The sequence below is a fragment of the Variovorax sp. OK212 genome (assembly GCF_900112425.1).
GTDB lineage: Bacteria > Pseudomonadota > Gammaproteobacteria > Burkholderiales > Burkholderiaceae_C > Variovorax.
Genome location: NZ_FOLP01000003.1, coordinates 656,656 through 677,121 on the forward strand (window position 1 = coordinate 656,656; position 20,466 = coordinate 677,121).

Sequence of the window (20,466 nt, forward strand, 5' to 3'; positions counted from 1 at the left end):
AGGAAGTGACTGGAAGCACCGCAGTTTCACTACCATACGGCCCTCTCAACACTTCCACTGGAATCTACACAAATGGTCAAATCCGACGACACCGGCAAGTTCATCCTGCGCGTTTCGCTTGGCGTCCTGATCCTGCTGCACGGCATTGCCAAGCTGCAAGGCGGCGTCGGCTTCATCTCCGGCATGCTGGCCCAGCACGGGCTGCCGGGCGCGCTGGCCTACCTGGTCTACATCGGTGAAGTGGTGGCGCCCGTGCTGCTGATCATCGGGCTGTATACCCGCCCGGCCGCGTGGATCGTGGCCATCAACATGCTCGTGGCCTTTGCACTGGTCCACGCGAAGGACCTGACCTCGCTCGGCAAGCAAGGCGGCTGGGCGCTGGAACTGCAAGGCATGTTCCTGTTCGCGGCGCTCGCCCTCGCCTTCATGGGCGGAGGCCGCTTCGCGCTCAGCAGCAAGTACAACTGATCCGGCTCAATCGTCGTCGGCGGCGTCGAGGCCCGGGAACAGGACCTCGGTGTAGCCGAAGCGCGAGAAATCGCGCACCCGCATCGGGTACAGCTTGCCCAGCAGGTGATCGACTTCATGCTGCACCACGCGCGCATGAAAGCCGGTGGCGACCCGGTCGATCGGGTCGCCGTACGGGTCGAACCCGGTATAGCGGATGTTGGCGAAGCGCGGCACCACGCCGCGCAGGCCCGGCACCGAAAGACACCCTTCCCAGCCCTCTTCCTCCTCGTCGCCCAGGGGCGTGATCACGGGGTTCAGCAGCACGGTGCGGGGCACCGGCGGCGCGTCGGGGTAGCGGGGGTTGACGATGTCGGTGCCGAAGATCACCAGCTGCTGGTCCAAGCCGATCTGCGGCGCCGCGAGGCCGGCGCCGTTGACCGCATGCATGGTCTCGAACATGTCGCGCACCAGCAGGTGCAGTTCGTCGGTGTCGAAGGCGGCGACCGGCTGCGCGATGCGCAGCAGCCGGGGGTCGCCCATCTTGAGAATGTCGCGGATGGCCATGGCGGGATTATCGCGACAGCCTCACGCGCCCGCTTGCCAAGCGATCAGATCAATCAGGGAGGCGTCTGTCCCTTGGAGTCGGGCGAGGTCCACAGGCGCGCATTGCCGCGCGGCTGGGCGGGTTGCGCACCCGGCAGCACGGCCACCGGTGGACGGCCCCCTGGTGCCACGACCGGCGGCCGGCCACCGCCGTTCCAGTTCGGTGGGCGACCCGCCGGATAGCCCGGACGCACCGCCGGATAACCCGGGCGGCCGTAGTAAGGACGATCGCCGTAGTACGGGCGGCGCTCACGTTCGTAGTAACCGCCGCCGTTGATGTACACCGGCGCAGGCGCCACGACCACCGGTGCCGGTTCGCTGTAGTAAGGCCCCGACGAATAGCCCCCGTTGTAGCCGCCCGCGTAGTACGGATCGCCGGGAACACCCACGCAGCCCGTCAGCAGCGCAACGCCGCCGAGTGCAACGCAGGCACCAAGAACTCGAATTTTTTGCATGAGGGACTCTCCTTGTGGCCTTCAGTTATCGTTCAACGCCAGGTTGTAGACCCTGTTGACTGCGCTCCGGTGAAGTCGCGTAACGGCAGGTAAAGAGAAGACCCCGGCGCTGCCTCAGGGTTCCCCGGCGGGCGGGATACCGTGGGCAAGGATCTCCAGCATACGCGCCTCGTCGATCACCTCGACGCCGTTCTCGCGGGCCTTGTCGAGCTTGCTCCCGGCCTCTTCGCCGGCCACGAGGTAATGGGTCTTCTTGCTGACGGAGCCGGACACCTTCGCGCCGGCTGCCTCCAATTTATCCTTCGCCTCGTCGCGGCCCAGCGTAGGAAGGGTACCGGTGATCACGAAGGTCAGGCCCGCCAGCGGCTTCGGCGCGCGCACGGCGGGCTCGCCCTCTTCCCACGTCAGTCCGCAGGCGCGCAACTGCTCGACCACCTCGCGGTTGTGCGGTTGGTCGAAGAAGGTGCGCAGGCTTTGCGCAACCACCGGACCGACATCGTTCACCTCGAGCAACTGCTCTTCGCTCGCGTCCATGATCGCGTCGAGCTTGCCGAAATGCCTGGCCAGTTCCTTCGCGGTGCTCTCGCCCACATGGCGAATGCCCAGGCCGAACAGAAAGCGCGGCAGCGTGGTCTTCTTCGAGGCTTCGAGCGCATCGACCAGGTTCTTGGCCGACTTCTCGGCCATGCGATCCAGCCCTGCCAGCGTGGTGAACCCCAGCTTGTAGAGGTCGGGCAAGGTGCGGATCAGGTTGGCGTCGACCAACTGCTCGACCAGCTTGTCGCCCAGCCCTTCGACCTCGACCGCGCGCCGGGCCGCGAAGTGCAGGATGGCTTCCTTGCGCTGCGCCGCGCAGAACAGGCCGCCGGTGCAGCGGTAGTCGACCTCGCCCTCTTCGCGCACGGCCTCCGAGTCGCACACGGGGCACTTGTGCGGCATGGTGAACTGCGCGCCGCGCTCGCCCTCGGGCTTGGCGAGGCTTTCGGGCACCACGCCCACCACTTCGGGAATCACGTCGCCGGCACGGCGCACGATCACCGTGTCGCCCACGCGCACATCCTTGCGGCGCGCCTCGTCTTCGTTGTGCAGCGTGGCGTTGGTCACGGTCACGCCGCCGACGAACACCGGCGCCAGCTTGGCCACCGGCGTGAGCTTGCCGGTGCGCCCGACCTGGATCTCGATGCCGAGCACCTCGGTCAGTTGCTCCTGCGCCGGGTACTTGTGGGCCACGGCCCAGCGCGGTTCGCGCGAAACAAAGCCCAGTTGGCGCTGCAGCTCGATGCTGTCGACCTTGTAGACCACGCCGTCGATGTCGTACGGCAAGGCGTCGCGCTGGCGGCCGATGTTTTCATGGAACGCTATCAGTTCGATAGCGCCAGTCGCACGTGCGGTCTGCGTGGCGACCGGAAAGCCCCATGCATGAAACTGCTGCAGCCAGTCGAACTGCGTCGGGCAGTCGGGCCCGCCTTCGGCCGCTGGCGTGACCTCGCCCAAGCCATAGGCAAAGAAGCTCAGCGGCCGCGCCGCGGCAATCGCCGGGTCCAGTTGGCGCACCGCGCCGGCGGCCGCATTGCGCGGATTGACGAACACCTTCTCGTTCTTCTGCCCGTCCGCGATCTTCTGGCGCTGGCGCTCGTTCAGCGCATCGAAGTCGGCGCGCTTCATGTAGACCTCGCCGCGCACCTCGACCACGGGCGGCGCCTGGCCGCTCAGGCGCAACGGAATCTCGCGCACCGTGCGGATGTTCTGCGTGACCTCTTCGCCCACCTCGCCGTCGCCGCGCGTGGCGGCCTGCACCAGCACGCCGTGCTCGTAGCGCAGGTTCATGGCCAGGCCGTCGAACTTCAGCTCGCAGACGTACGAGACCTGCGGGCCGTCTTCAGCCAGCCCCAGCTCCTTGCGCACGCGCGCATCGAAGGCGCTCGCGCCGCCGGGCGTGATGTCGGTCTCGGTGCGAATCGACAGCATCGGCACCTTGTGGCGCACCTTGGTGAAGCCGTCGAGCACCTTGCCGCCCACGCGCTGCGTCGGCGAATCGGGCGTGCGCAGGTCGGGAAACTCGGTCTCGATGGCCTGCAGGCGCTGGAACAGCTTGTCGTATTCGGCGTCCGGCAGTTCGGGCGTGTCGAGCACGTAGTAGAGATGGGCGTGCCGGTGGAGCTGTTCGCTCAGTGCGGCGGCTTCGCGTGCCGCTTCGTCGCGCGTCGTCATGGGGTATCTCCCGAAAATCGGAGTTAGCTGAAGAGGCGCCGTGCCAGCGGCGAGCCCGCCGCCAGGTCGCGCGCGTCGAGCGTGTCGTAGAGCTGCTCGAGGTCGGTGCCGATGACGTCCATGGTCTCCTCGCGCAGCAGCTGGCCGTCGCTGTCGGTGACCACGCCGTCCATCTCGCGCGCCAGCGTGGCGGCGATCTCGCGCATGCGGTCGAAGGGCTGCTCGCCGCGGTCGACCTGCGGCACGTCCAGGCTCAGGCTGAGCTCGCGGATGGCCGACTGGGCCGGGTCGTCGGCCAGCGCGGCCTGCGTGTCGAAGGCCAGCCCGAGGATCGGCGGCAGGCCGGCCTCGCTGGTCGGCAGCACCATGCGCCCCGGAATGATGCCGGCCACGAAGCCCAGCCGCGCGGCGTTCTGCTGCACGTAGCCGGGGCTCCAGGCCGCATGCAGCGCGCGCAGCACGAAGCCCAGTTGCGCGTCATGCGCACTGGCGAACTGGTCGAGCTCGCGCGCACGCGCCACTTCGTCGAGCATCTCGGGGAATTCGGGTGCGCCGTTCACGGCGTCGGCGAAGGCCTGCGCCTTGACCACGAACTCGGAGTATTCGATCTCGTTGAGCGCGCCGGTGCGGTTGGCCAGCTGCACGCCGACCTGGAACGCGCTGTAGCGCTGGCCGGCCACCGGCGGCTCCCACTGGCCGTTGTGTTCGTTCAGGCCTTCGATGGCCACCGGCTTGCTGCCCGCGCGCCGGGTCGGCGGCATGGCGGCGATGGCGGCGTCGCCCGAGGCCAGGCCGTCGAGCGAGATCGGCGCGATCACGTCGATCAGCGGGTCGAGCCCGCCGCGACGGTCGCCCGTGGGCACGGGCACGCCACTGGGTGCCGGCAGGTCGGGGTCGAACAGGGGTTCGTGGCGGTCGGCGCTCGAGACCTGGTTCGGGTCGACGTGCAGCCGTGGCTCCCCGTCGCCGCCCGACGCCGACATGGCGCGCTCGGCTTCGTCCAGCGCGATGTCGACCGCGTCGGGCTGGCGCGGCGCGTTGCGGCGCGACATCAGCGTGTTGAAGGCGACGACGGCCGCGAGAACGAGGCCACCGAGGATGGCCAGGGCAAGGGTGAGATTGCTCATGGTGCCGCGCGGCTCAAGCGGCTTCGACCATCGAGACCGCCGACTCCATGTCGACCGCCACGATGCGCGACACGCCCTGCTCCTGCATCGTCACGCCGATCAGTTGCTCGGCCATTTCCATGGCGATCTTGTTGTGGCTGATGAAGAGGAACTGGGTTTCGCGGCTCATGGCGGTCACGAGTTTGGCATAGCGCTCGGTGTTCGCGTCGTCCAGCGGCGCGTCCACTTCGTCGAGCAGACAGAAAGGCGCCGGGTTGAGCTGGAAGATTGCGAACACGAGCGCAATGGCCGTGAGCGCCTTCTCGCCGCCCGACAGCAGGTGGATGGTCTGGTTCTTCTTGCCGGGTGGCTGCGCCATCACCTGCACGCCGGAGTCGAGGATCTCGTCGCCCGTCATCATCAGCTTGGCATTGCCGCCGCCGAAGAGCTCCGGGAACATGCGGCTGAAGTGGTCGTTGACGATCTTGAAGGTGCCGCCCAGCAGTTCACGCGTTTCGCCGTCGATCTTGCGGATGGCGTCTTCGAGCGTGCCGATGGCTTCGTTCAGGTCGGCCGACTGTGCGTCGAGGAAAGTCTTGCGCTCGCTGGCAATGGCCAGTTCGTCGAGCGCGGCCAGGTTCACCGCGCCGAGCGCGACCACTTCGCGGTTGAGGCGGTCGATTTCGCTTTGCAGCCCCGTGAGCTTGACCTTGTCGGTCTCGATCGACTGCTCGATGGCCTCGAGGTCGGCACCGGCATCGTCCAGCAGTTGCTGGTATTGCTCCACGCCCAGGCGTGCGGCCTGTTCCTTGAGCTGGAATTCGGTGATGCGCTGGCGCAGCGGATCGAGTTCGCGCTCGAGCTGCAGGCGGCGCTCGTCGCTGGCGCGCAGCTTGAGCGTGAGGTCGTCGTACTGGCTGCGCGCCGAGCCCAGCGCGGCTTCGCGTTCGAGCTTGAGCGCCAGCGCGTCCTGCAGGCCGGCTTGCGCGGCGGCGTCGGAGAGCCGGCCCAGTTCGGCGCGGGCACGCTCGTCTTCGTCGGTGAGCGACACCACCTGCTGCGCCGCGGTTTCGATGGAGCGGTTCAGCTCGCCCCGGCGGGCTTCGAGCGTGCGCTGCGAGAAGGTGGCTTCCTGCGCCTGGCGCTCGAGGCTGCGGTGCTGTTCGCGGCTCGCGTTCAGCGCGCGTCCGGCGTCGATGACGCGCTCGTCGAGCTGTGCATGGCGCTCCTGGCTGTCGGCCAGTTGCATGTCGAGCTCTTCGAAACGGCCTTCGGCGGCCATGCGGCGCTCCTGCAGTTCCTCGAGCTGGGCGTCGACCTCGCCGAGGTCGTTGGCCAGTTGCTCGCTGCGGGCGCGGGTCTGTTCGGCCAGCTGCGTCATGCGCAGCGTCTCGACCTGCAGCTCGTGCGCGCGCGATTGGGTTTCAGCGGCCTCGCGGCGTGCGGTCACCAGGCGTTGCGCGGCGTCGCCGTAGGCGGCCTCGGCGCGGATCAGCGCGGTGCGCGCGTCTTCGTTGATGAGCGTCTGGGCGCGCAGCTGGCGCTCCAGGTTTTCCATTTCCTGCTGGCGGGCCAGCAGGCCGGCCTGTTCGGAATCGGGTGCGTAGAAGTTGACGCTGTGCGCGGAGACGGCATGGCCGCTCTGCACGTAGATCATTTCACCGGGCTGCAGCGTGGCACGCGCGGCCAGTGCTTCCTCGAAGCTCGCGGCGGTGTAGCAGCCGTGCAGCCAGTCGGTCAGCAGGGCCTGCTGGCCGGCGTCGTTCAGCCGCAGCAGGGCCGACAGGCGCGGCAGCGCGGCCGTGCCTTCGGGCACGCCGGCAGCGGGCGGGCTGTAGAAGGCGAGCTTGGCGGGCGGCGCGTCGTTGCCGAAGGCACGCACCATCTCCAGGCGGCTGACCTCGAGCGCGCCCAGGCGTTCGCGCAGCGCGGATTCGAGCGCGCTCTCCCAGCCCTGCTCGATGTGGATGCGGCTCCACAGGCCCTGCAGGCCGTCCAGGCCGTGCTTGGCGAGCCAGGGCGCGAGCTTGCCGTCGGTCTTGACCTTTTCCTGCAGCGCGCGCAGCGCTTCGAGGCGGGCAGAGAACTCGGCGTGGCGCGCGCCTTCGGTGTTGACGGCCTGCTGCTTCGTGCGGCGGTCGTCGTCGAGCTGCGGCACGGTTTCCTGCAGTTCCTGCAGGCGCGCATCGGCTTCGCTGGCGGCCTCCTGCGCGGCGGCGTGCTGCTCCTGCATGTCGAGCAGGCGGGCTTCGTCGGGCGCGGCCAGCGCGTTCTGGTCGGCGCGCAGGCGTTCGCTGCGCTGCGTGAGCTGGCGGCTTTGTTCCTCGATGTTGCGCTGGTCGGCGGCCAGCACCTGGATCTGCTGCTGCACCTGCGACACGGTCGTGCGCTGGGCGTTGGCCTCGCCCTGGGCGCGCTGCACGGCCTCTTCCAGATCGGGCATGCGCGCGTCGTGTTCCTCGAGCTGCGCGGCCAGCAGAATGGCCTGCTCCTCGGCGTCCACGCCGGCACCGGCCAGCGTCTCGATCTCGGCTTCGGCTTCCTCGCGGCGGCGGCCCCACTGGCCCATCTGCTCGCGCAACTGCACCAGGCGCTGTTCGACGCGCTGGCGGCCCTCGACCACGAAGCGGATCTCGCCTTCGAGCCGGCCGACTTCGGCGCTGGCCTCGTAGAGCTTGCCCTGCGCCTGGTTGACGGTGTCGCCGGCGCCGTAGTGGGCCTGGCGCACGGTTTCGAGCTCGGCTTCGATGTGGCGCAGGTCGGCCGTGCGCGACTCCAGGTCGTTGATGGCCTTCTCGGAGTCGTTCTTGATCTTGGCCTGGTCCGCGTTGCTTTCGCTGCGCTTCAGAAACCACAGCTGGTGCTGCTTCTTCGTGGCGTCGCCCTGCAGCGTGTTGTAGCGCGCGGCCACCTCGGCCTGCTTTTCGAGCTTCTCGAGGTTGGCGTTGAGCTCGCGAAGAATGTCCTCGACCCGCGTGAGGTTCTCGCGCGTGTCGCCCAGGCGGTTCTCGGTTTCGCGGCGGCGCTCCTTGTACTTGGAGACGCCCGCGGCTTCTTCCAGGAACAGGCGCAGCTCTTCGGGCTTCGATTCGATGATCCGGCTGATCGTGCCCTGGCCGATGATGGCGTAGGCCCGCGGGCCGAGGCCCGTGCCCAGGAACACGTCCTGCACGTCGCGCCGGCGCACCGGCTGGTTGTTGATGTAGTAGCTGCTCGTGCCGTCGCGCGTGAGCACGCGGCGCACCGCGATTTCGTTGAACTGGTTCCACTGGCCGCCGGCGCGGTGGTCGGCGTTGTCGAACACCAGTTCCACGCTCGAGCGGCTGGCCTGCTTGCGCGTGGTCGTGCCGTTGAAGATCACGTCCTGCATCGACTCGCCGCGCAGCTCCGACGCGCGCGATTCGCCGAGCACCCAGCGAACCGCATCCATGATGTTCGACTTGCCGCAACCGTTGGGCCCGACCACCCCGACCAGTTGCCCCGGCAGCAGGAAGTTGGTGGGTTCGGCGAACGACTTGAAGCCCGAGAGCTTGATGGAATTAAGACGCACGACTTGTCGGCCTGGCTTGGCTGTAGCGCCAAGGTATTGATTTGTAAGGAAAATTGCACGGGCCTGCAGCTTGCAGCAGGCCGCCGCCCCAGCCGTGGATGATAACGTCAGGGCATGAGCGATTCCCCGGTTTCTCCCCTCGCCATTCGACGTGGCTGCCTGCTGGCGGGCATGGCTGCGCTGCTCGGTCTTGCAGGCTGCTCGTCGATGCACGACACCCAGCGTGCCGAGCCCTACAACAACCAGGAGTGGCTGCAATCCGGCGCCAACCGCATCGCCAACCTGTCGTTGCGCGACAACCTGCAGTCGGTGCGGCGCGTGCAGAGCACGCTGTACAAGCGCAACCCGCGCGAATGGCGCAAGTCGGCGGCCAGCATGGACGAAGCCACCCAGCGCGCCTGGGACGCCGTGCTCAAGGGCCCGCCGCTGCCCGAACTCAAGGGCGCCACCGGCATCGACGCGATCCGCCTGGCCTTCGACACCGGCCCGCAGGGCTACCAGGGCGACCGCGTGGCCGCGCTGGTATACGGCTGGACCAGCATGCTCAAGCAGGCCAACGGCGACACCTGGGACCAGACCATGGTCGACGGCGTGAACGCCGAGAACAGCTTCCGGGCCGCGCGCAACTTCGAGATTTCGCTCTGGCTCATCTCCTCCAAGACCGGCCCCGACGGCCAGCCGCTGCTGCTGGCCACCGAGATCAGCGACCGCGGCCGCAACCTCGTGGCCGACCGCGAACTGTCGAAGGTGGTGGCGCGGCTCGACCTGCTGGCCGCGCAGGCCGACGAGAAATACCGCCGCGCGGCCCTCGACTTCGGGCAGAACTGGGTGATGGGCGTGGTCATGCCCTTCTTCACGCTGGTGCCCAAGTAAGCCCGGGCCCGTGAGTCCGTGAAGCCCGCGCGAAGCGAAATGGCACACCGTCAGTTGCGGAAAGCTATTTCCGAAATTGCCATTTGCGGTAATATATTTCCGTGGACAAGCAAGCCCTCATCACCGCCCTGACCGCGCGCCGCGAGGCCGCCGGCATCTCGAATGCCGAGATCGCGCTGCGCTCGGGGCTCACCGAGCGTTCGGTGCGCAACGCCTTGAGCCTGCGCGGCAACCCGCAGCTGTCGTCGCTGCTGGCGCTGGTCGACGCGCTCGGGCTCGAGCTGCAGCTCGCGCCCAAGGGCTTCGGCGAAACCACGGCCACCGACCCCGGCTACCGCCCGGTGACCACGCGCATCGGCCATGCGGTGGCGCAGGCGCCCTCCCCGCCGTACGCCAAGCGGCGTCCCCCGCCGTCCTCGTCATGAACGTCAAGATCCTCGAGATCGCGCTTGGCGCCAGGCGCTTCGGCAAGCTGTTCCAGTACGCCGACCTGTGCCGCTTCGTCGCCGAACCCGAGTTGGTCGCCAACCCGCCGGCCGAGGTGCTGTCGCTCTCCATGGTGGCGAGCGACCCGGCCGCCCAGTCGGCGCTGTGGAGCGACGTCAAGAACCCGCTGTTCAACGCCCAGGGCGGCCAGTTGCCCAGCTTCTTCCAGAACCTGCTGCCCGAGGGCGTGCTGCGCAGCCACATCGCGCAGTTGCGCGGCTGCCTGGAGAACGACCATTTCGAACTGCTCGCGGCCTGCGGCGGCGACCTGCCCGGCGCGGTGAGCGCCAGGCCGGTGACGGTCGACCGCGGCACGCTGCAACGGCTCATCACGCAGGACCAGGACGCGCTGGAGATGTCGGTGGTCGAGCTGCCGCTGCCGCAGGGCATCTCGGTGTCGGGCGTGCAGCCCAAGCTCGGCCTGCGCCGCCAGGGTGGGCGCTACGTGGCGCGCACGCGTGCCGGCGCCAGCACGCGCGTCATCGCCAAGCTGCCGGTGGCCGGGCGGCCGCACATGCCGCAGCTCGAGATGCTGTCGCTGCAGATGGCGGGCGCGGCGGGCGTCGAGGTGTGCCATGCCGAACTCGCCCCGCTGTCGGCCATTGCCGCGGAGCACAGCTATGCGCTGCCCGACGAGCCCGAATTCCTGGCGGTCACGCGCTTCGACCGCGACGGCGCGCGCCGCATCCACTTCGAAGACTTCGCGCAGGTGCTGGCGATCGACCCGATGCGCAAGTACGGCGCGAGCTACCTCGACATGGCGCTGGCCATGCGCGCCTTCCCGTCGCTGGGCGACGAAGCGGTGCTCGAACTCGTGCGGCGGCTCGTGGTGAACGACCTGCTCGGCAACCCCGACGCCCACCTGAAGAACTTCGGGGTGCTGTACCCCGACGGCGTCGCGCCACGCCTGGCGCCGGCCTACGACATCGTGGCCTATGCCGCGCTGCAAGGGGTGGAAGGCCACGCGCTGCCGCTGCTGCCCGCCGCTTCCAGCACGGCCAGGCGGGTGGCCCTGTTCACGCCGGCCAACATGCGCGCCTTCTGTTTCTCGACCGGGCTGCACGAGCCGCTGGTGCGCCGCATCGTCGCGGACACCGCGCGGCTCGCACGCGAAAAATGGCCCGCGATGATCGACGCCTCGACCCTGCCCGCGCCGTGGAAGAAACGGCTGCAGCAGCGCTTGCAGGCACATCCCTTGCTGCAGTCGATGCGCAAGCGGGGCAAATAACCCATTGAAGCCCGATCGAAGCCTGATCAAGGCGCATCCGAAAAATCACACCCCTAGAATGATCCGGCCCTCCACCCCTCAACCCATTCGAGGCAGCAGCAACTCATGAGCTCCATCAATTTCATCGGCGGCGAAAAAGGCGGTGTCGGCAAGTCGGTCACGGCACGCGTGCTGGCGCAATACTTCATCGACCACAGCCGGCCGTTCGTGGGCTTCGACACCGACCGCTCGCACAGCTCGTTCACGCGCTTCTACGAAGGCTTCGCCTCGCCCGTGGTGGTCGACAGCTTCGAAGGCCTCGACACCGTGGTCAACGGCTTCGAGACCAACCCGCAGCAAAGCGTGATCGTCGACCTCGCGGCGCAGACGCTGGCGCCGCTGTCGCGCTGGATCAAGGAATCGGACCTGTTCGACGTGTTCGCCGAGATCGGCGTCACGGTCAACTTCTGGCATGTGCTGGACGACGGCAAGGACTCGACCGACCTGCTCGGCACGCTGATCGACACCTTCGGCAACCGGCCCAACTACATCGTGGTGCAGAACTACGGCCGCGGCAGCGACTTCGGCATGCTGCTGGGCTCGCAGTCGCTCTCCAAGGCGACGGCGAACGGGGCGCGCGTGATCGCCCTGCCGCGCCTGCACGACGCGAGCATGCGCAAGATCGATGCGCAGAACACGAGCTTCTGGAAGGCCGTGAACGACCGCGAAGGCGCGCATGCCCTGGGACTGCTGGAGCGCCAGCGCGTGAAGTCGTGGCTGGCCACGGCCTACGCGGCGTTCGACACCTTGCCGCTGTGACGCTGTGAATCTTCGAGGCCCGGCGCAGCATTGACGCCGCCGGCCCTTACCCTCACCCCCGCCCTCTACCTCTCCCGGCGGGAGAGGGAGCAACTCAAATCATCCCGCCGTTGATCGAGATGACCTGCCCCGTGATGTAGGCCGCCTCGTCGCTCGCCAGGAACGCGGCCAGCGCGGCCACTTCCTGCGGCGTACCGGCGCGCTTCACCGGCACCATCTGGTTGATGACCGCCGGGTCGAACACGGCGTCCGCCATCGGCGACGCGATGATCCCGGGCGCGATCGCATTCACCGTGACGCCGCGCGACGCCACTTCGAGCGACAGCGCCTTGGTCGCGCTGTTCAGCGCGCCCTTGGCCGCGGCATAGTTCACCTGCCCCTTGTTGCCCGCGATCGCGGCCACGGACGAGATGTTCAGGATGCGGCCCCAACGCGTGCGCATCATCGGCAGCAGCAACGGCTGCGTGACGCGGAAGAAGCCGTTGAGCGACACGTCGATCACCTTGTGCCATTGCGCGGCGCGCATGCCGGGCAGCACGGCGTCGTCGTGCACACCCGCGTTGTTGACCAGGATCTGCACCGGCCCGGCTTCCAGGATGCGCGCGGTGGCGGCCGCGCAGGCCTCGTCGCTGCACAGGTCGAACACATGGCATTCCGCCTTGCCGCCCGCCGCCGCGATCGACGCGGCCAGTTGCTCGACGGCCTCGGGCCGCGAATTCGCGTGCAGCAGCACCGTGGCGCCATCGCGCGCCAGGCGTTGCGCCATGGCCGCGCCGAGCGCGCCGCTCGCGCCGGTGATCAGTGCGCGTTTTCCTTCGAGACTCATGGCGATGGGGTGCTTTCTGTGGCCAGCGGCGTGTTGAGGACGACCACGGCGCGGCCCTCGGCCAGCACGCGGCTGTCGTCGGCCGTCACCGTGAACGCATAAAGAATCTGGCGGTCGTCGCCCGACAGGCGCTGGGCGCGCACCTGCAGCGCGCCGGGCACGTCGTCCAGCCGCGCCACCGCCAGCTTGACGTTGCGCGCGCTCGCCAAAAAACCGGCCGAGGGCGTGCTGCCCTCCGCGGCCAGCAGCCCGCCGTGCAGCGCCATCGCCTGCGCCGCGTACTCCACGGCGTTGGGCGCGAGCAGGCCGCTTTCGGTGCGCAGCGGGTTGTCGGCCTGCGCGTGCGTGGTGGTGCTGCAATGGATGGCGTCGGCGTCCCAGCTTTCGAGCCGCTCCAGCAGGCACATGCTGCCGCTGTGCGGAATGCGCCGGGCAATGCCGTCGCGGTCGAGCGTCTGCGGCGCGGTCATGCGGCGGGGTCCAGGTCGGCCACCAGCAGCACGTTGGCAAAGGGCGTGCCTTCGCTCATCGGCATGCTCTGCACGCGGAATCCCAGGCGCTGCAGCAGCGCGTTCCATTCGGCCAGCGGGCGGCCCCAGGTCGGCGAAACCTTGTGGCCGCGGATGCGCGTAACCGTGCGGTCGACCCACTGGCTGATCGCAAAACCGCGGCGGCTCGACGCATCGCCCACGCGCAGCAGCAACCGCGCCTGCGGGTTGCCGCCGCGGCGCAGCGCGTCGCGCACCCGCACGAGCACGCCTTCCTGCGCCTCGAGGTCCACGTAGTGCAGCACGTCGAGGATCACGACGAGGTCGCAGTCGGGCAGGTTCGCCGAGCACATGTCGGCGCAGAGAAGCCGGGGCGCGGGCAGCAGATGGCCGATGGAGGCTTCGGCGCGCGCCACGTCCTTGGGCATCAGCTCGATGCCGGTGTAGTCGGCGCGCTCCGGCGTGGCGGCCCATGACGCCGGCCAGCGGCCCTGCTTCTGCATGACGCTCATCGACGCCAGCAGGCTCGCGAACAGGCCCTGCCCGCAGCCGATGTCGACCACGCGCCGATGCTGCGCACCGATCAGCCCGCGTTCGAGCAGCCCGCGAAACACCGGGTCGCGTCCCAGCTTGCCGCGCGCGAAGTGCCAGGCGAAGCTGCCGCCTTTCTTGTAGGGAACGGTCGCGGCCTCGTGCAGCTCGCGCCAGGCGGTGTCCGTCGAAGACGACGGCGACATCACGGCGCTCATGCTTTCAGGCCCTCGGGCAATGTGACAGCGCGCAGTCCATCGGCGCGCAGGCGTTCGAGCAACAAGGGCAATACCTCCAGCAAAACGGGTTGTCCTTCGGCCGTGCGCGCGGCGTTGCCGTCGTGCAGCAACAGGATGTCGCGGGCCTGCAGGTCGCGGCTCAGGCGCGCCATCACCTTGGCGGCGTCGCCTTCGCGCGTGTCGAAGCCGCGCCGCGTCCAGCTCACGAGCGAAAGGCCGAGGCGGTGCAGCACGGGTTCGAGAAAGGGGTTGCGCAGGCCGGCCGGCGCGCGGAAACAGGTGGGACGCTGGCCGGTGACGTCGCTCAGGATGTCCTGTGCGCGCGCGATCTCGGCCGCGAAACCGCGTGGTCCGAGAAAGGAAAAATTGTGCCGGTGCTGCGCCGTGTGGTTCTGGATGCTGTGGCCGCGCGCGACGATCTCGCGCGCCAGCTCGGGGTGCGCCAGCACGCGCTCGGCAATGCAGAAGAAGGTGGCGCGCTGGCCGTGCGCGTCGAGCAGGTCGAGCACGCGCGGCGTGACCTCGGGCTCCGGCCCGTCGTCGATGGTGATCGCCACTTCGCGCCGCGCCGCCGCCGCCTCGGGCAGCCGCGTGACGTTCGGCCCCAGCAGGTTGCTGCGCGGCGTCAGGCCGGCGCCGGTGATCAGCGCGTGGTTCAACACGATGGCGCCCACGGCCCAGGGCCATGCGCCCGGCACCAGCACGCCCGCGCCGATGGCCGCGACGTGCCACGCCGCGCTGGCGCGGATGGCCGTCGGCCAGGGCCAGGATTCGGTGCGGGTCGAAGCGGATGCGGTGGACATGGAAGCGGATTTTCCCATCAGGCACGCGGTGCCGGCGAGGCCTGCGGCGGCGTCACGCGCCGCGCAAAAGCCGCCGACAGCAGCAGCGCCAGCAAGGCGCCCGGCGCCACCACGCGGCCGATGGACGACAGCGCCGGAATGTCCGAGATCGCGATCAGCCCGAACGACACCACGGTCGTCAGGTTGGCCAGCATCAGCGACGCCAGCGTGTCTTCGTCGGCACGCCCCGTGGTGCGCAGCTGGTCGAAGAACAGCGCGTAGTTGGAGCCCACCGCCACGATCAGCAGCAGCCCCACCAGGTGCAGGATGCCCAGGGCCGCCTGCAGCACCGCCATGCCGCCCAGCGTGAGCACCACCGCGAACAGCAGCGGCTGGCACACGGCCACCAGCCGGCGCCACGAGCGCAGGTAGATGCCCAGCAGCACCACCACGGCCAGCGCGCCGAGCAGCACCTGCACGAAGGCCTCGTGCAGGTAACGCTGGTACAGCCCCGCGAGCTCGCGGCCGACATCGACCACCTGCACTTCGGGCAGGCCGGCCAGCGCGGCTTCGAGGCGGCCCTGGTCGAACTTGGCTCCCGGGTGCAGCACCAGCAGCGTGCCCCAGCCGCCGCCGGGGCGCTGGTACATCAGCGTGTTGAGCACCGAGCCCAGCGGCCCGTCGGCCAGGTCGGCGCGCTGCACGGGCGCGAGCTTGCGCGCCGCTTCCACGTCGTCCAGGAAGGGGCCGAGGCGCGAGGCCGGCAGCGGCAGGCCCTTGGTGGCCTCGCCGAGGTTGGCGCGCAGCGTGTCGGCATTCGGCAGGCTGGCGATGCGCGCCGCCTGCGTCTGCATGCTCGGCAGCACGCGGGTGACGGCTTCGTAGCCGACGAGTTCGCCCTTGTCCACCAGCGCGTCGAGCCGGGCCGCGGCGGCCTCGGTGTTGCGCAGCGCGGCCTGTTCGTCGTTGCCGTAGGCCACGACCAGCACGCCGCCGTCGCTGGCGCCGATGTCGTTGCGCAGCGTTTCGTCGAGCTGTTGCGCGGCCTTGGGCACCGGGCTCATCGCGCCAAGGTCGGCGCGCCACAGGTGGCCGCCCTGCCACAGCACCAGCGCCAGCGCGGCCACGCCGAGCGCGGCCAGCGGCCAGCGCAGGCTGGGCAGGCCGCGCACCAGCGCACCGGCCATCTGCGCCATGTACTTGCGCATGCCCATGCCGGTGGCGCCGTCGGGTGCCAGCATCGGCAGCACGTAGCGGGTGGCAAGCGCCGCCGAGACCAGGCCGGCAATGGAGAACACGCCCAGCTGCGCCAGCCCCGGGAAGCCCGAGAACACCAGCGCCGCGAAGCCGCACACCGAAGTCAGCAGGCCCAGCCGCACGGTGGGCCAGTTCAGGTCGCGCCAGCGGCGCCAGCCGGTGCCGGCCACGGCGGCGCCTCGTGCCTGGATCAGGTAATAGATGGCGTAGTCCACCGTCTCGCCGATCAGCGTGCTGCCGAAGCCCAGCGTGAGCCCGTGCACCGAACCGAACACCACGCTCACGCTCGCCGTGCCGATCACCACGCCCGTGGCCACCGGCAGGAAGGCGATGACCAGCGCGCGCGGCGAGGCGAAGGCCAGCAGCAGCAGGCAGCCCATCACGATGCCGCCCACCACCGCGAGGTGCATGGCTTCGGTCTTGATCTTGTCGCGGCTCATCACCGAGAACACCGGCGGGCCGCTGAGCAGCAGCTTGGGGGCATCGGCGCCCATGTCGCGCGCGGCGGCCTCGTAGGCGGCATGCACCCGGGCGATGGCCACGGCCTGCGCGTCGAGGTCGCCGCCGGCGGCGCGCGTGGTGGCGATCATCAGCGCGCGCGGCGCGCTGCGCGACATCCACACGCCGTCTTCGCTGCGCGGTGCGCTCGCGGGCATCAGCTCCATGGCGATGCGCTGCGTCTCGCCGGTCGGGTCGCGGTCGAGGAACGGCTTGACGACGTTGCCGGCCGGGGTGCCCAGCATCGACAGGGTTTCGTTGATCGCGTCGCGCAGGCCTTCGGTGCTGAACTGGCCGGGCGTGACGCCGGGCGACAGCTGGTAGCGGTGCTGGAACACCCAGGTGCCCGCGTCGCTCCAGTCGCTGACGTCGCCGTTCTGGACCAGGTCGAACAGCTTGCTCTCGCGCATGTCCTTGGCCACCGCGCGCGACACGGCCGCGCGTTGCTCGGTGCTGCCGCCCTCGATGCCCAGCATGAGCGTGCGCGAGGCCACGCCGCTTTGCAGCTGCTCGATGAGCACGCGCTGGCGAACGTCGGGGCTCTTGGGCAGGAAGGCCGAGAGGTCGGCGCCGATCTGCGTGCGGGCGATGATCACCGCGCCGCACAGCAGCACCAGCAGCCATGCCAGCAGCACGACCGCCCGGCGCGACCAGCTCGGCGGGCCGTCGGTCTGCGGCGCCGTCACGGCGTGGTGCGTCCGGGGGGGCCGGACGGAGCCGTGGCCGCCGGTGCGGCCGGCGCCGTTGCGGCCGGTGCGGCGCCCGGCGTGATGTTCATCGACGAGCGGTCGCCGCCGACGAACTCCATCTCGAGCGCGAGCACGTCGCTCGCGCGGCCGCTGATGCGCATGCTGCGCACCTGCGCGGCCAGCCGGCTGTCCAGCGGCACGAGGTCGAGCGTCCACTTGGCCGGCGAGCCCGTCACCGTGCTCTTGAAGTAGCGCTGCAACGTGGCGCCGTCACCGGTGAGCGTGCCGCGCATGGCTTCGACCAGGCCCAGCAGCTCGGGCATGCTGTCGAGTGCCAGCGTGCGGTTGCGGCCGCCGCGCGACAGCGTGAGCGTGTTGCCCTCGACCGCCATGGTCTCGATGCGCGGCGACAGCGTGCGGCGCACCAGCTTGTCGGGCGCGTCGAAGCTCAGCGTGCCGCTGGCGTCGAGCGGGCCTTCGAGGCCGTGCACGAAGCGTTGTTCGGTGAAGCGGGCCTCGCCGCTCTTCTGCTTGGCCAGCAGGCTCATCAGCTCGGGCAAATCGAAGGCCGCCCAGGCCGGTGCCGCGCCCAGCGTCAGGGCCAGCGCCAGCACGAATGCCTTGCCAAGCGAGTCAAGCCGCATCTTCGAGCCAGAAATCATGAAAGTTGAACCAGTTGTAGGGGTACGCGCGGCACAGCGCCTCCAGGCGCGCCACGTAGGCTTCCACCGCCGCGCGGATGCGCGCTTCGCGCTCCTCGGGGCTGGCGGCACGCTCGCGGAAGTCGGCCAGCGGGTCGAACCGGACATCGTAGCGCCCGCCTCCGCCGTAAAGCCCCGCCATGAAGAAGACCTTGCGGCGCAGCAGCGACGCGAGGCGAAACGGGCCGTCGTTGAAGACGGCGGGCTGCCCGAGGAACGGCAGCACGATGTTGTTGCCGCGCTGCTGGGCGGGCTGCTCCTCGCTGCCCGGCAGCGTTCGGTCGGCCAGCATGCCGCCCATGCCGCCGCCGTCGAGCCAGTCGCGCAGGTCGAGCATCGAGTGCGGGCGGCCCAGCGCGATCACGTGCGGGCGCAGTTCGGGCACCGCAATGGCGTTGAGGATGCCGGTGATGCGCTGCGCGTTGTCCGGGTACATGAGCATCGCCAGGCGCATGTCGCGCTGGTGCGTCTGCTGCTTGCAGGCGCCCAGCGCCTCGAAGCTGCCGACGTGCGCGCCGAGCAGGAAGGCACCCCGCCCGCTCGCCAGCTCGGCGTCGACCGGCTCGTTGCCTTCGATCTTCACCTCGAACAGGTCCATGCGCCCGCGCAGGAAGTACACGCGGTCCAGCACGGTCGAGGCAAAGGCGTGCAGCAGGCGGAAACCGTCGAACCAGCCCGCGCGCGGGCCGATGGCACGGAACAGGTAGCGCTTGATGTGGCGGCGCTGCGCCGGCGCGAACAGGAGAAAGTACAGCGCGATCGGCGGCAGCAGCAGCCGCGTGACGTGGCGCCCGAAGAACAGCGCCATGAACACGATGAAGCGCAGCGCGAGCATGTTGCTGCGCTCGGGCGCACGGGCCCAGTCGCCGCTCTCCCCTTTGGGGGTCGGGTGAGACGCCTGGCTCGTGTGGGCCGCCTCTTTCACGGCGTGCGCCTCGACGTGCGTGTGCTTCATCACGCCGAATCTTGCACGGCCGTCCAGCGGCCGGTGACGGCCACCACGCCGTCGCAGCGCACGTCGAAACGCACGCCGCGCGCGGCGCCGGCTTCCGGCTGCAGCTCGATCGACAGGGTGCTGCCGGGCCGCACGGGCGCCAGGAACTTGGCGGCGGCGAGCGTCGGGTTGGCGCCCAGGCGCGCGGTGAGCGCCGGCACGCGGCGAATGGCTTCCATCACCTCGGCCAGCACCAGCGCGCCCGGCAGCAGCGGCTGCCCCGGGAAATGCCCGGCAAACACGGGATGGTCGGCGGGCACGGTGTGCGCCATCTGCACCGGCGTGTCGTCCTCGGCGAGCTGCGCCAGCGCGAACTCGCGCAGCGCCCGCACGGTGAGCTTGCCCGTGCCTTCGCGCGGGAACGCCTTGACCTGCACCACGCGGCGCGGCACGAACACCGGCTCCAGCCGCTGGCGCAAGGCCGCGATGATCTGGCCCGCGCTCAGCGTCGGCGCGACCACAAAGGCCACCGGCCGCACCACGCCGTCAGCCACCTCGTCGGGCAGCCAGAAGGCGCCGTCGTCCACGCCGGCAATGCTGTTCAGATGAAAGTTCAGGTGCGCCAGCGAACTGCGCCGCCCGGCCACGTGGATCAGGTCGTTGGCGCGGCCGAACAGGCGGAAGCGGCGCTCGTCGAGCAGCTCGAGCACGTCGGCCATGGGCGTGGGCTCGGGCATGAAGTCGCCCTGGAAGATGAAGCGCTCGGGGCCGCCGTCGGCCGAGGGCTCGGCGTGCACGCTGATCTCGCCGAAGGTTTCCCAGATCTCGCTGTCGGTGGTGCGGCGGGTGGCCACCTGCCCCGACTCGGTGCTGCCGTAGATCTCCAGCAGCACGGCGCCCATGGCCTGCTCGGCCTGTTGCGCGAGCTGCGGCGACAGCGGCGCGGTGGCCGACAGGATGAGGTCGACCGGCGGCAGCGCGATGCCCGACAGCAGCAGCGTCTTCAGGTGGAACGGCGTGGTCACCAGCGCGCGCGGGCGCGGCACCGAGGCCAGCGTCTGCGCCACGTCGGCCGGAAAGAACGGCCGGCCGCTTTCGAACGCGGCACCGCCGAGCATGGCCAGCAGCGCCGACGACTCGAGGCCGTAGCTGTGCTGCACCGGCACGGTCGCCACCAGCGTCAGGCCTTCGAGCGTGGGCCGCTCGAGCACGCGGCACAGGCGCTTCACCGCCACCGCGACGTCGCCGACCAGCGTGCGCCAGGTCTTGGCATGCGGCTGCGGCACGCCGGTCGAACCCGAGGTCAGCAGGCTGGCGGCGTGCATGGCGCCGTCGATGCGCGGCACCGCGGCGCCGGCATCGCCTTCGAGGCTGGAGCGGTCTTCGATCAGCACGCGCTGCATGCCAGGGGTCTGCAGCTTCGCATCGTCAGTCAGCGCGAAGAGGTTCGGCCCGCCCGATTCGACCAGGCGCGCCAGCGTGTCGGGCCGCGCGTCGGGCGGCAGCAGGCTGGCATGGCCGCGCACCAGCGCGGCGCCCAGGCTCACGGCGAAGGCGTAGCGGTCGACGCACAGGTTCACGGCCGGCCCCTGCGCCGGCAGCGTGGGCGCGAAGCGCGCCACGTCGGCCAGGTACTGCCGCGTGCTCACGGGCACGCCCGCGCGCCAGGCCAGGGGGGCATCGGGGTCGCGCTCGGCAAGCAATGCCAGGAAGCCGGCCGGTTCCGAGGTCGAGGTATCTGTCGTCACGCGGGCCACGCCT

At 69.8% G+C, this 20,466-nt stretch carries 18 protein-coding genes; 5 read left to right on the forward strand and 13 right to left on the reverse strand.

Going from position 1 to position 20,466, the window contains the following annotated elements; all coding sequences use genetic code 11:
- Nucleotides 1–72: 72 nt before the first annotated feature.
- The gene (locus BM004_RS13445; RefSeq protein ID WP_093121544.1) at nt 73–468 is read left to right on the forward strand and encodes a DoxX family protein; all 396 of its coding nucleotides are present in this window, start codon (nt 73–75) and stop codon (nt 466–468) included.
- Between the two features lie 6 nt (nt 469–474).
- Here BM004_RS13445 and def read toward each other — a convergent pair whose 3' ends face one another.
- The 5 genes from def to smc form a co-directional block, all read right to left on the reverse strand.
- Entirely contained in the window at nt 475–1,014 is a 540-nt protein-coding gene (gene def, locus BM004_RS13450) for a peptide deformylase (RefSeq protein WP_093213933.1), read from the reverse strand.
- Between the two features lie 53 nt (nt 1,015–1,067).
- Complete coding sequence (locus BM004_RS13455) at nt 1,068–1,508, reverse strand: hypothetical protein (RefSeq protein WP_093121539.1); 441 nt, start codon at nt 1,506–1,508, stop codon at nt 1,068–1,070.
- 114 nt (nt 1,509–1,622) lie between these two features.
- Nucleotides 1,623–3,719, reverse strand: coding sequence for an NAD-dependent DNA ligase LigA (ligA, locus tag BM004_RS13460; RefSeq protein ID WP_093213945.1), 2,097 nt, complete (start codon nt 3,717–3,719; stop codon nt 1,623–1,625).
- Between the two features lie 23 nt (nt 3,720–3,742).
- Nucleotides 3,743–4,846, reverse strand: a complete 1,104-nt coding sequence (locus tag BM004_RS13465; RefSeq protein WP_093121533.1) for a cell division protein ZipA C-terminal FtsZ-binding domain-containing protein — start codon at nt 4,844–4,846, stop codon at nt 3,743–3,745.
- Between the two features lie 13 nt (nt 4,847–4,859).
- Nucleotides 4,860–8,375, reverse strand: a complete 3,516-nt coding sequence (gene smc, locus BM004_RS13470; protein ID WP_093213947.1) for a chromosome segregation protein SMC — start codon at nt 8,373–8,375, stop codon at nt 4,860–4,862.
- 114 nt (nt 8,376–8,489) lie between these two features.
- Here smc and BM004_RS13475 point away from each other — a divergent pair, with 114 nt between their 5' ends.
- From BM004_RS13475 to BM004_RS13490, 4 genes are all read left to right on the forward strand, one after another.
- Nucleotides 8,490–9,248, forward strand: coding sequence for a hypothetical protein (locus BM004_RS13475; protein WP_093121528.1), 759 nt, complete (start codon nt 8,490–8,492; stop codon nt 9,246–9,248).
- Nucleotides 9,249–9,349: 101 nt separating this feature from the next.
- The gene (locus tag BM004_RS13480) at nt 9,350–9,673 is read left to right on the forward strand and encodes a helix-turn-helix domain-containing protein (protein WP_093121526.1); all 324 of its coding nucleotides are present in this window, start codon (nt 9,350–9,352) and stop codon (nt 9,671–9,673) included.
- Nucleotides 9,670–10,962, forward strand: a complete 1,293-nt coding sequence (locus BM004_RS13485; RefSeq protein ID WP_093213950.1) for a type II toxin-antitoxin system HipA family toxin — start codon at nt 9,670–9,672, stop codon at nt 10,960–10,962. The genes BM004_RS13480 and BM004_RS13485 overlap by 4 nt, the downstream gene beginning before the upstream one ends.
- Before the next feature lie 105 nt (nt 10,963–11,067).
- Entirely contained in the window at nt 11,068–11,760 is a 693-nt protein-coding gene (locus BM004_RS13490; RefSeq protein WP_093121520.1) for a P-loop NTPase family protein, read from the forward strand.
- Nucleotides 11,761–11,854: 94 nt separating this feature from the next.
- Here the strand turns inward: BM004_RS13490 and fabG are convergent, their stop codons facing one another.
- Genes fabG through BM004_RS13530 form a run of 8 tightly spaced genes read right to left on the reverse strand, consistent with a single transcriptional unit; the run spans nt 11,855 to nt 20,453 of the window.
- Entirely contained in the window at nt 11,855–12,586 is a 732-nt protein-coding gene (gene fabG, locus BM004_RS13495) for a 3-oxoacyl-ACP reductase FabG (RefSeq protein WP_093121516.1), read from the reverse strand.
- Nucleotides 12,583–13,056 (reverse strand): hotdog family protein, encoded by a 474-nt coding sequence (locus tag BM004_RS13500; protein WP_093121513.1) that lies wholly within the window; start codon nt 13,054–13,056, stop codon nt 12,583–12,585. The genes fabG and BM004_RS13500 overlap by 4 nt, the downstream gene beginning before the upstream one ends.
- Complete coding sequence (locus BM004_RS13505; RefSeq protein WP_093213952.1) at nt 13,053–13,823, reverse strand: class I SAM-dependent methyltransferase; 771 nt, start codon at nt 13,821–13,823, stop codon at nt 13,053–13,055. Before BM004_RS13505 ends, BM004_RS13500 begins: the two co-directional genes overlap by 4 nt.
- Entirely contained in the window at nt 13,820–14,665 is an 846-nt protein-coding gene (locus BM004_RS13510) for a polysaccharide deacetylase family protein (RefSeq protein WP_093213955.1), read from the reverse strand. Before BM004_RS13510 ends, BM004_RS13505 begins: the two co-directional genes overlap by 4 nt.
- Nucleotides 14,665–17,067 carry an MMPL family transporter gene (locus BM004_RS13515; protein ID WP_093213957.1) on the reverse strand — a complete coding sequence of 801 codons (2,403 nt, stop codon included), beginning with the start codon at nt 17,065–17,067 and terminating at the stop codon, nt 14,665–14,667. The genes BM004_RS13510 and BM004_RS13515 overlap by 1 nt, the downstream gene beginning before the upstream one ends.
- Entirely contained in the window at nt 17,064–17,714 is a 651-nt protein-coding gene (locus BM004_RS13520) for a LolA-related protein (RefSeq protein WP_177206498.1), read from the reverse strand. The genes BM004_RS13515 and BM004_RS13520 overlap by 4 nt, the downstream gene beginning before the upstream one ends.
- Nucleotides 17,704–18,726: an acyl-CoA synthetase gene (locus BM004_RS13525; RefSeq protein ID WP_093213962.1), complete on the reverse strand. Its 1,023-nt coding sequence runs from the start codon at nt 18,724–18,726 to the stop codon at nt 17,704–17,706. The genes BM004_RS13520 and BM004_RS13525 overlap by 11 nt, the downstream gene beginning before the upstream one ends.
- On the reverse strand, nt 18,726–20,453 hold the full coding sequence (locus BM004_RS13530; protein WP_177206499.1) for an ApeI family dehydratase: 1,728 nt from the start codon (nt 20,451–20,453) through the stop codon (nt 18,726–18,728). Before BM004_RS13530 ends, BM004_RS13525 begins: the two co-directional genes overlap by 1 nt.
- Nucleotides 20,454–20,466: the final 13 nt, after the last annotated feature.

Bases quoted from the DNA above. Each gene is read 5' to 3' on its own strand.
- BM004_RS13445 (WP_093121544.1), top strand. From the start codon at position 73: ATGGTCAAATCCGACGACACCGGCAAGTTCATCCTGCGCGTTTCGCTT.
- def (WP_093213933.1), bottom strand. From the start codon at position 1,014: ATGGCCATCCGCGACATTCTCAAGATGGGCGACCCCCGGCTGCTGCGC.
- BM004_RS13455 (WP_093121539.1), bottom strand. From the start codon at position 1,508: ATGCAAAAAATTCGAGTTCTTGGTGCCTGCGTTGCACTCGGCGGCGTT.
- ligA (WP_093213945.1), bottom strand. From the start codon at position 3,719: ATGACGACGCGCGACGAAGCGGCACGCGAAGCCGCCGCACTGAGCGAA.
- BM004_RS13465 (WP_093121533.1), bottom strand. From the start codon at position 4,846: ATGAGCAATCTCACCCTTGCCCTGGCCATCCTCGGTGGCCTCGTTCTC.
- BM004_RS13475 (WP_093121528.1), top strand. From the start codon at position 8,490: ATGAGCGATTCCCCGGTTTCTCCCCTCGCCATTCGACGTGGCTGCCTG.
- BM004_RS13485 (WP_093213950.1), top strand. From the start codon at position 9,670: ATGAACGTCAAGATCCTCGAGATCGCGCTTGGCGCCAGGCGCTTCGGC.
- BM004_RS13490 (WP_093121520.1), top strand. From the start codon at position 11,068: ATGAGCTCCATCAATTTCATCGGCGGCGAAAAAGGCGGTGTCGGCAAG.
- fabG (WP_093121516.1), bottom strand. From the start codon at position 12,586: ATGAGTCTCGAAGGAAAACGCGCACTGATCACCGGCGCGAGCGGCGCG.
- BM004_RS13500 (WP_093121513.1), bottom strand. From the start codon at position 13,056: ATGACCGCGCCGCAGACGCTCGACCGCGACGGCATTGCCCGGCGCATT.
- BM004_RS13505 (WP_093213952.1), bottom strand. From the start codon at position 13,823: ATGAGCGCCGTGATGTCGCCGTCGTCTTCGACGGACACCGCCTGGCGC.
- BM004_RS13510 (WP_093213955.1), bottom strand. From the start codon at position 14,665: ATGGGAAAATCCGCTTCCATGTCCACCGCATCCGCTTCGACCCGCACC.
- BM004_RS13520 (WP_177206498.1), bottom strand. From the start codon at position 17,714: ATGCGGCTTGACTCGCTTGGCAAGGCATTCGTGCTGGCGCTGGCCCTG.
- BM004_RS13525 (WP_093213962.1), bottom strand. From the start codon at position 18,726: ATGAAGCACACGCACGTCGAGGCGCACGCCGTGAAAGAGGCGGCCCAC.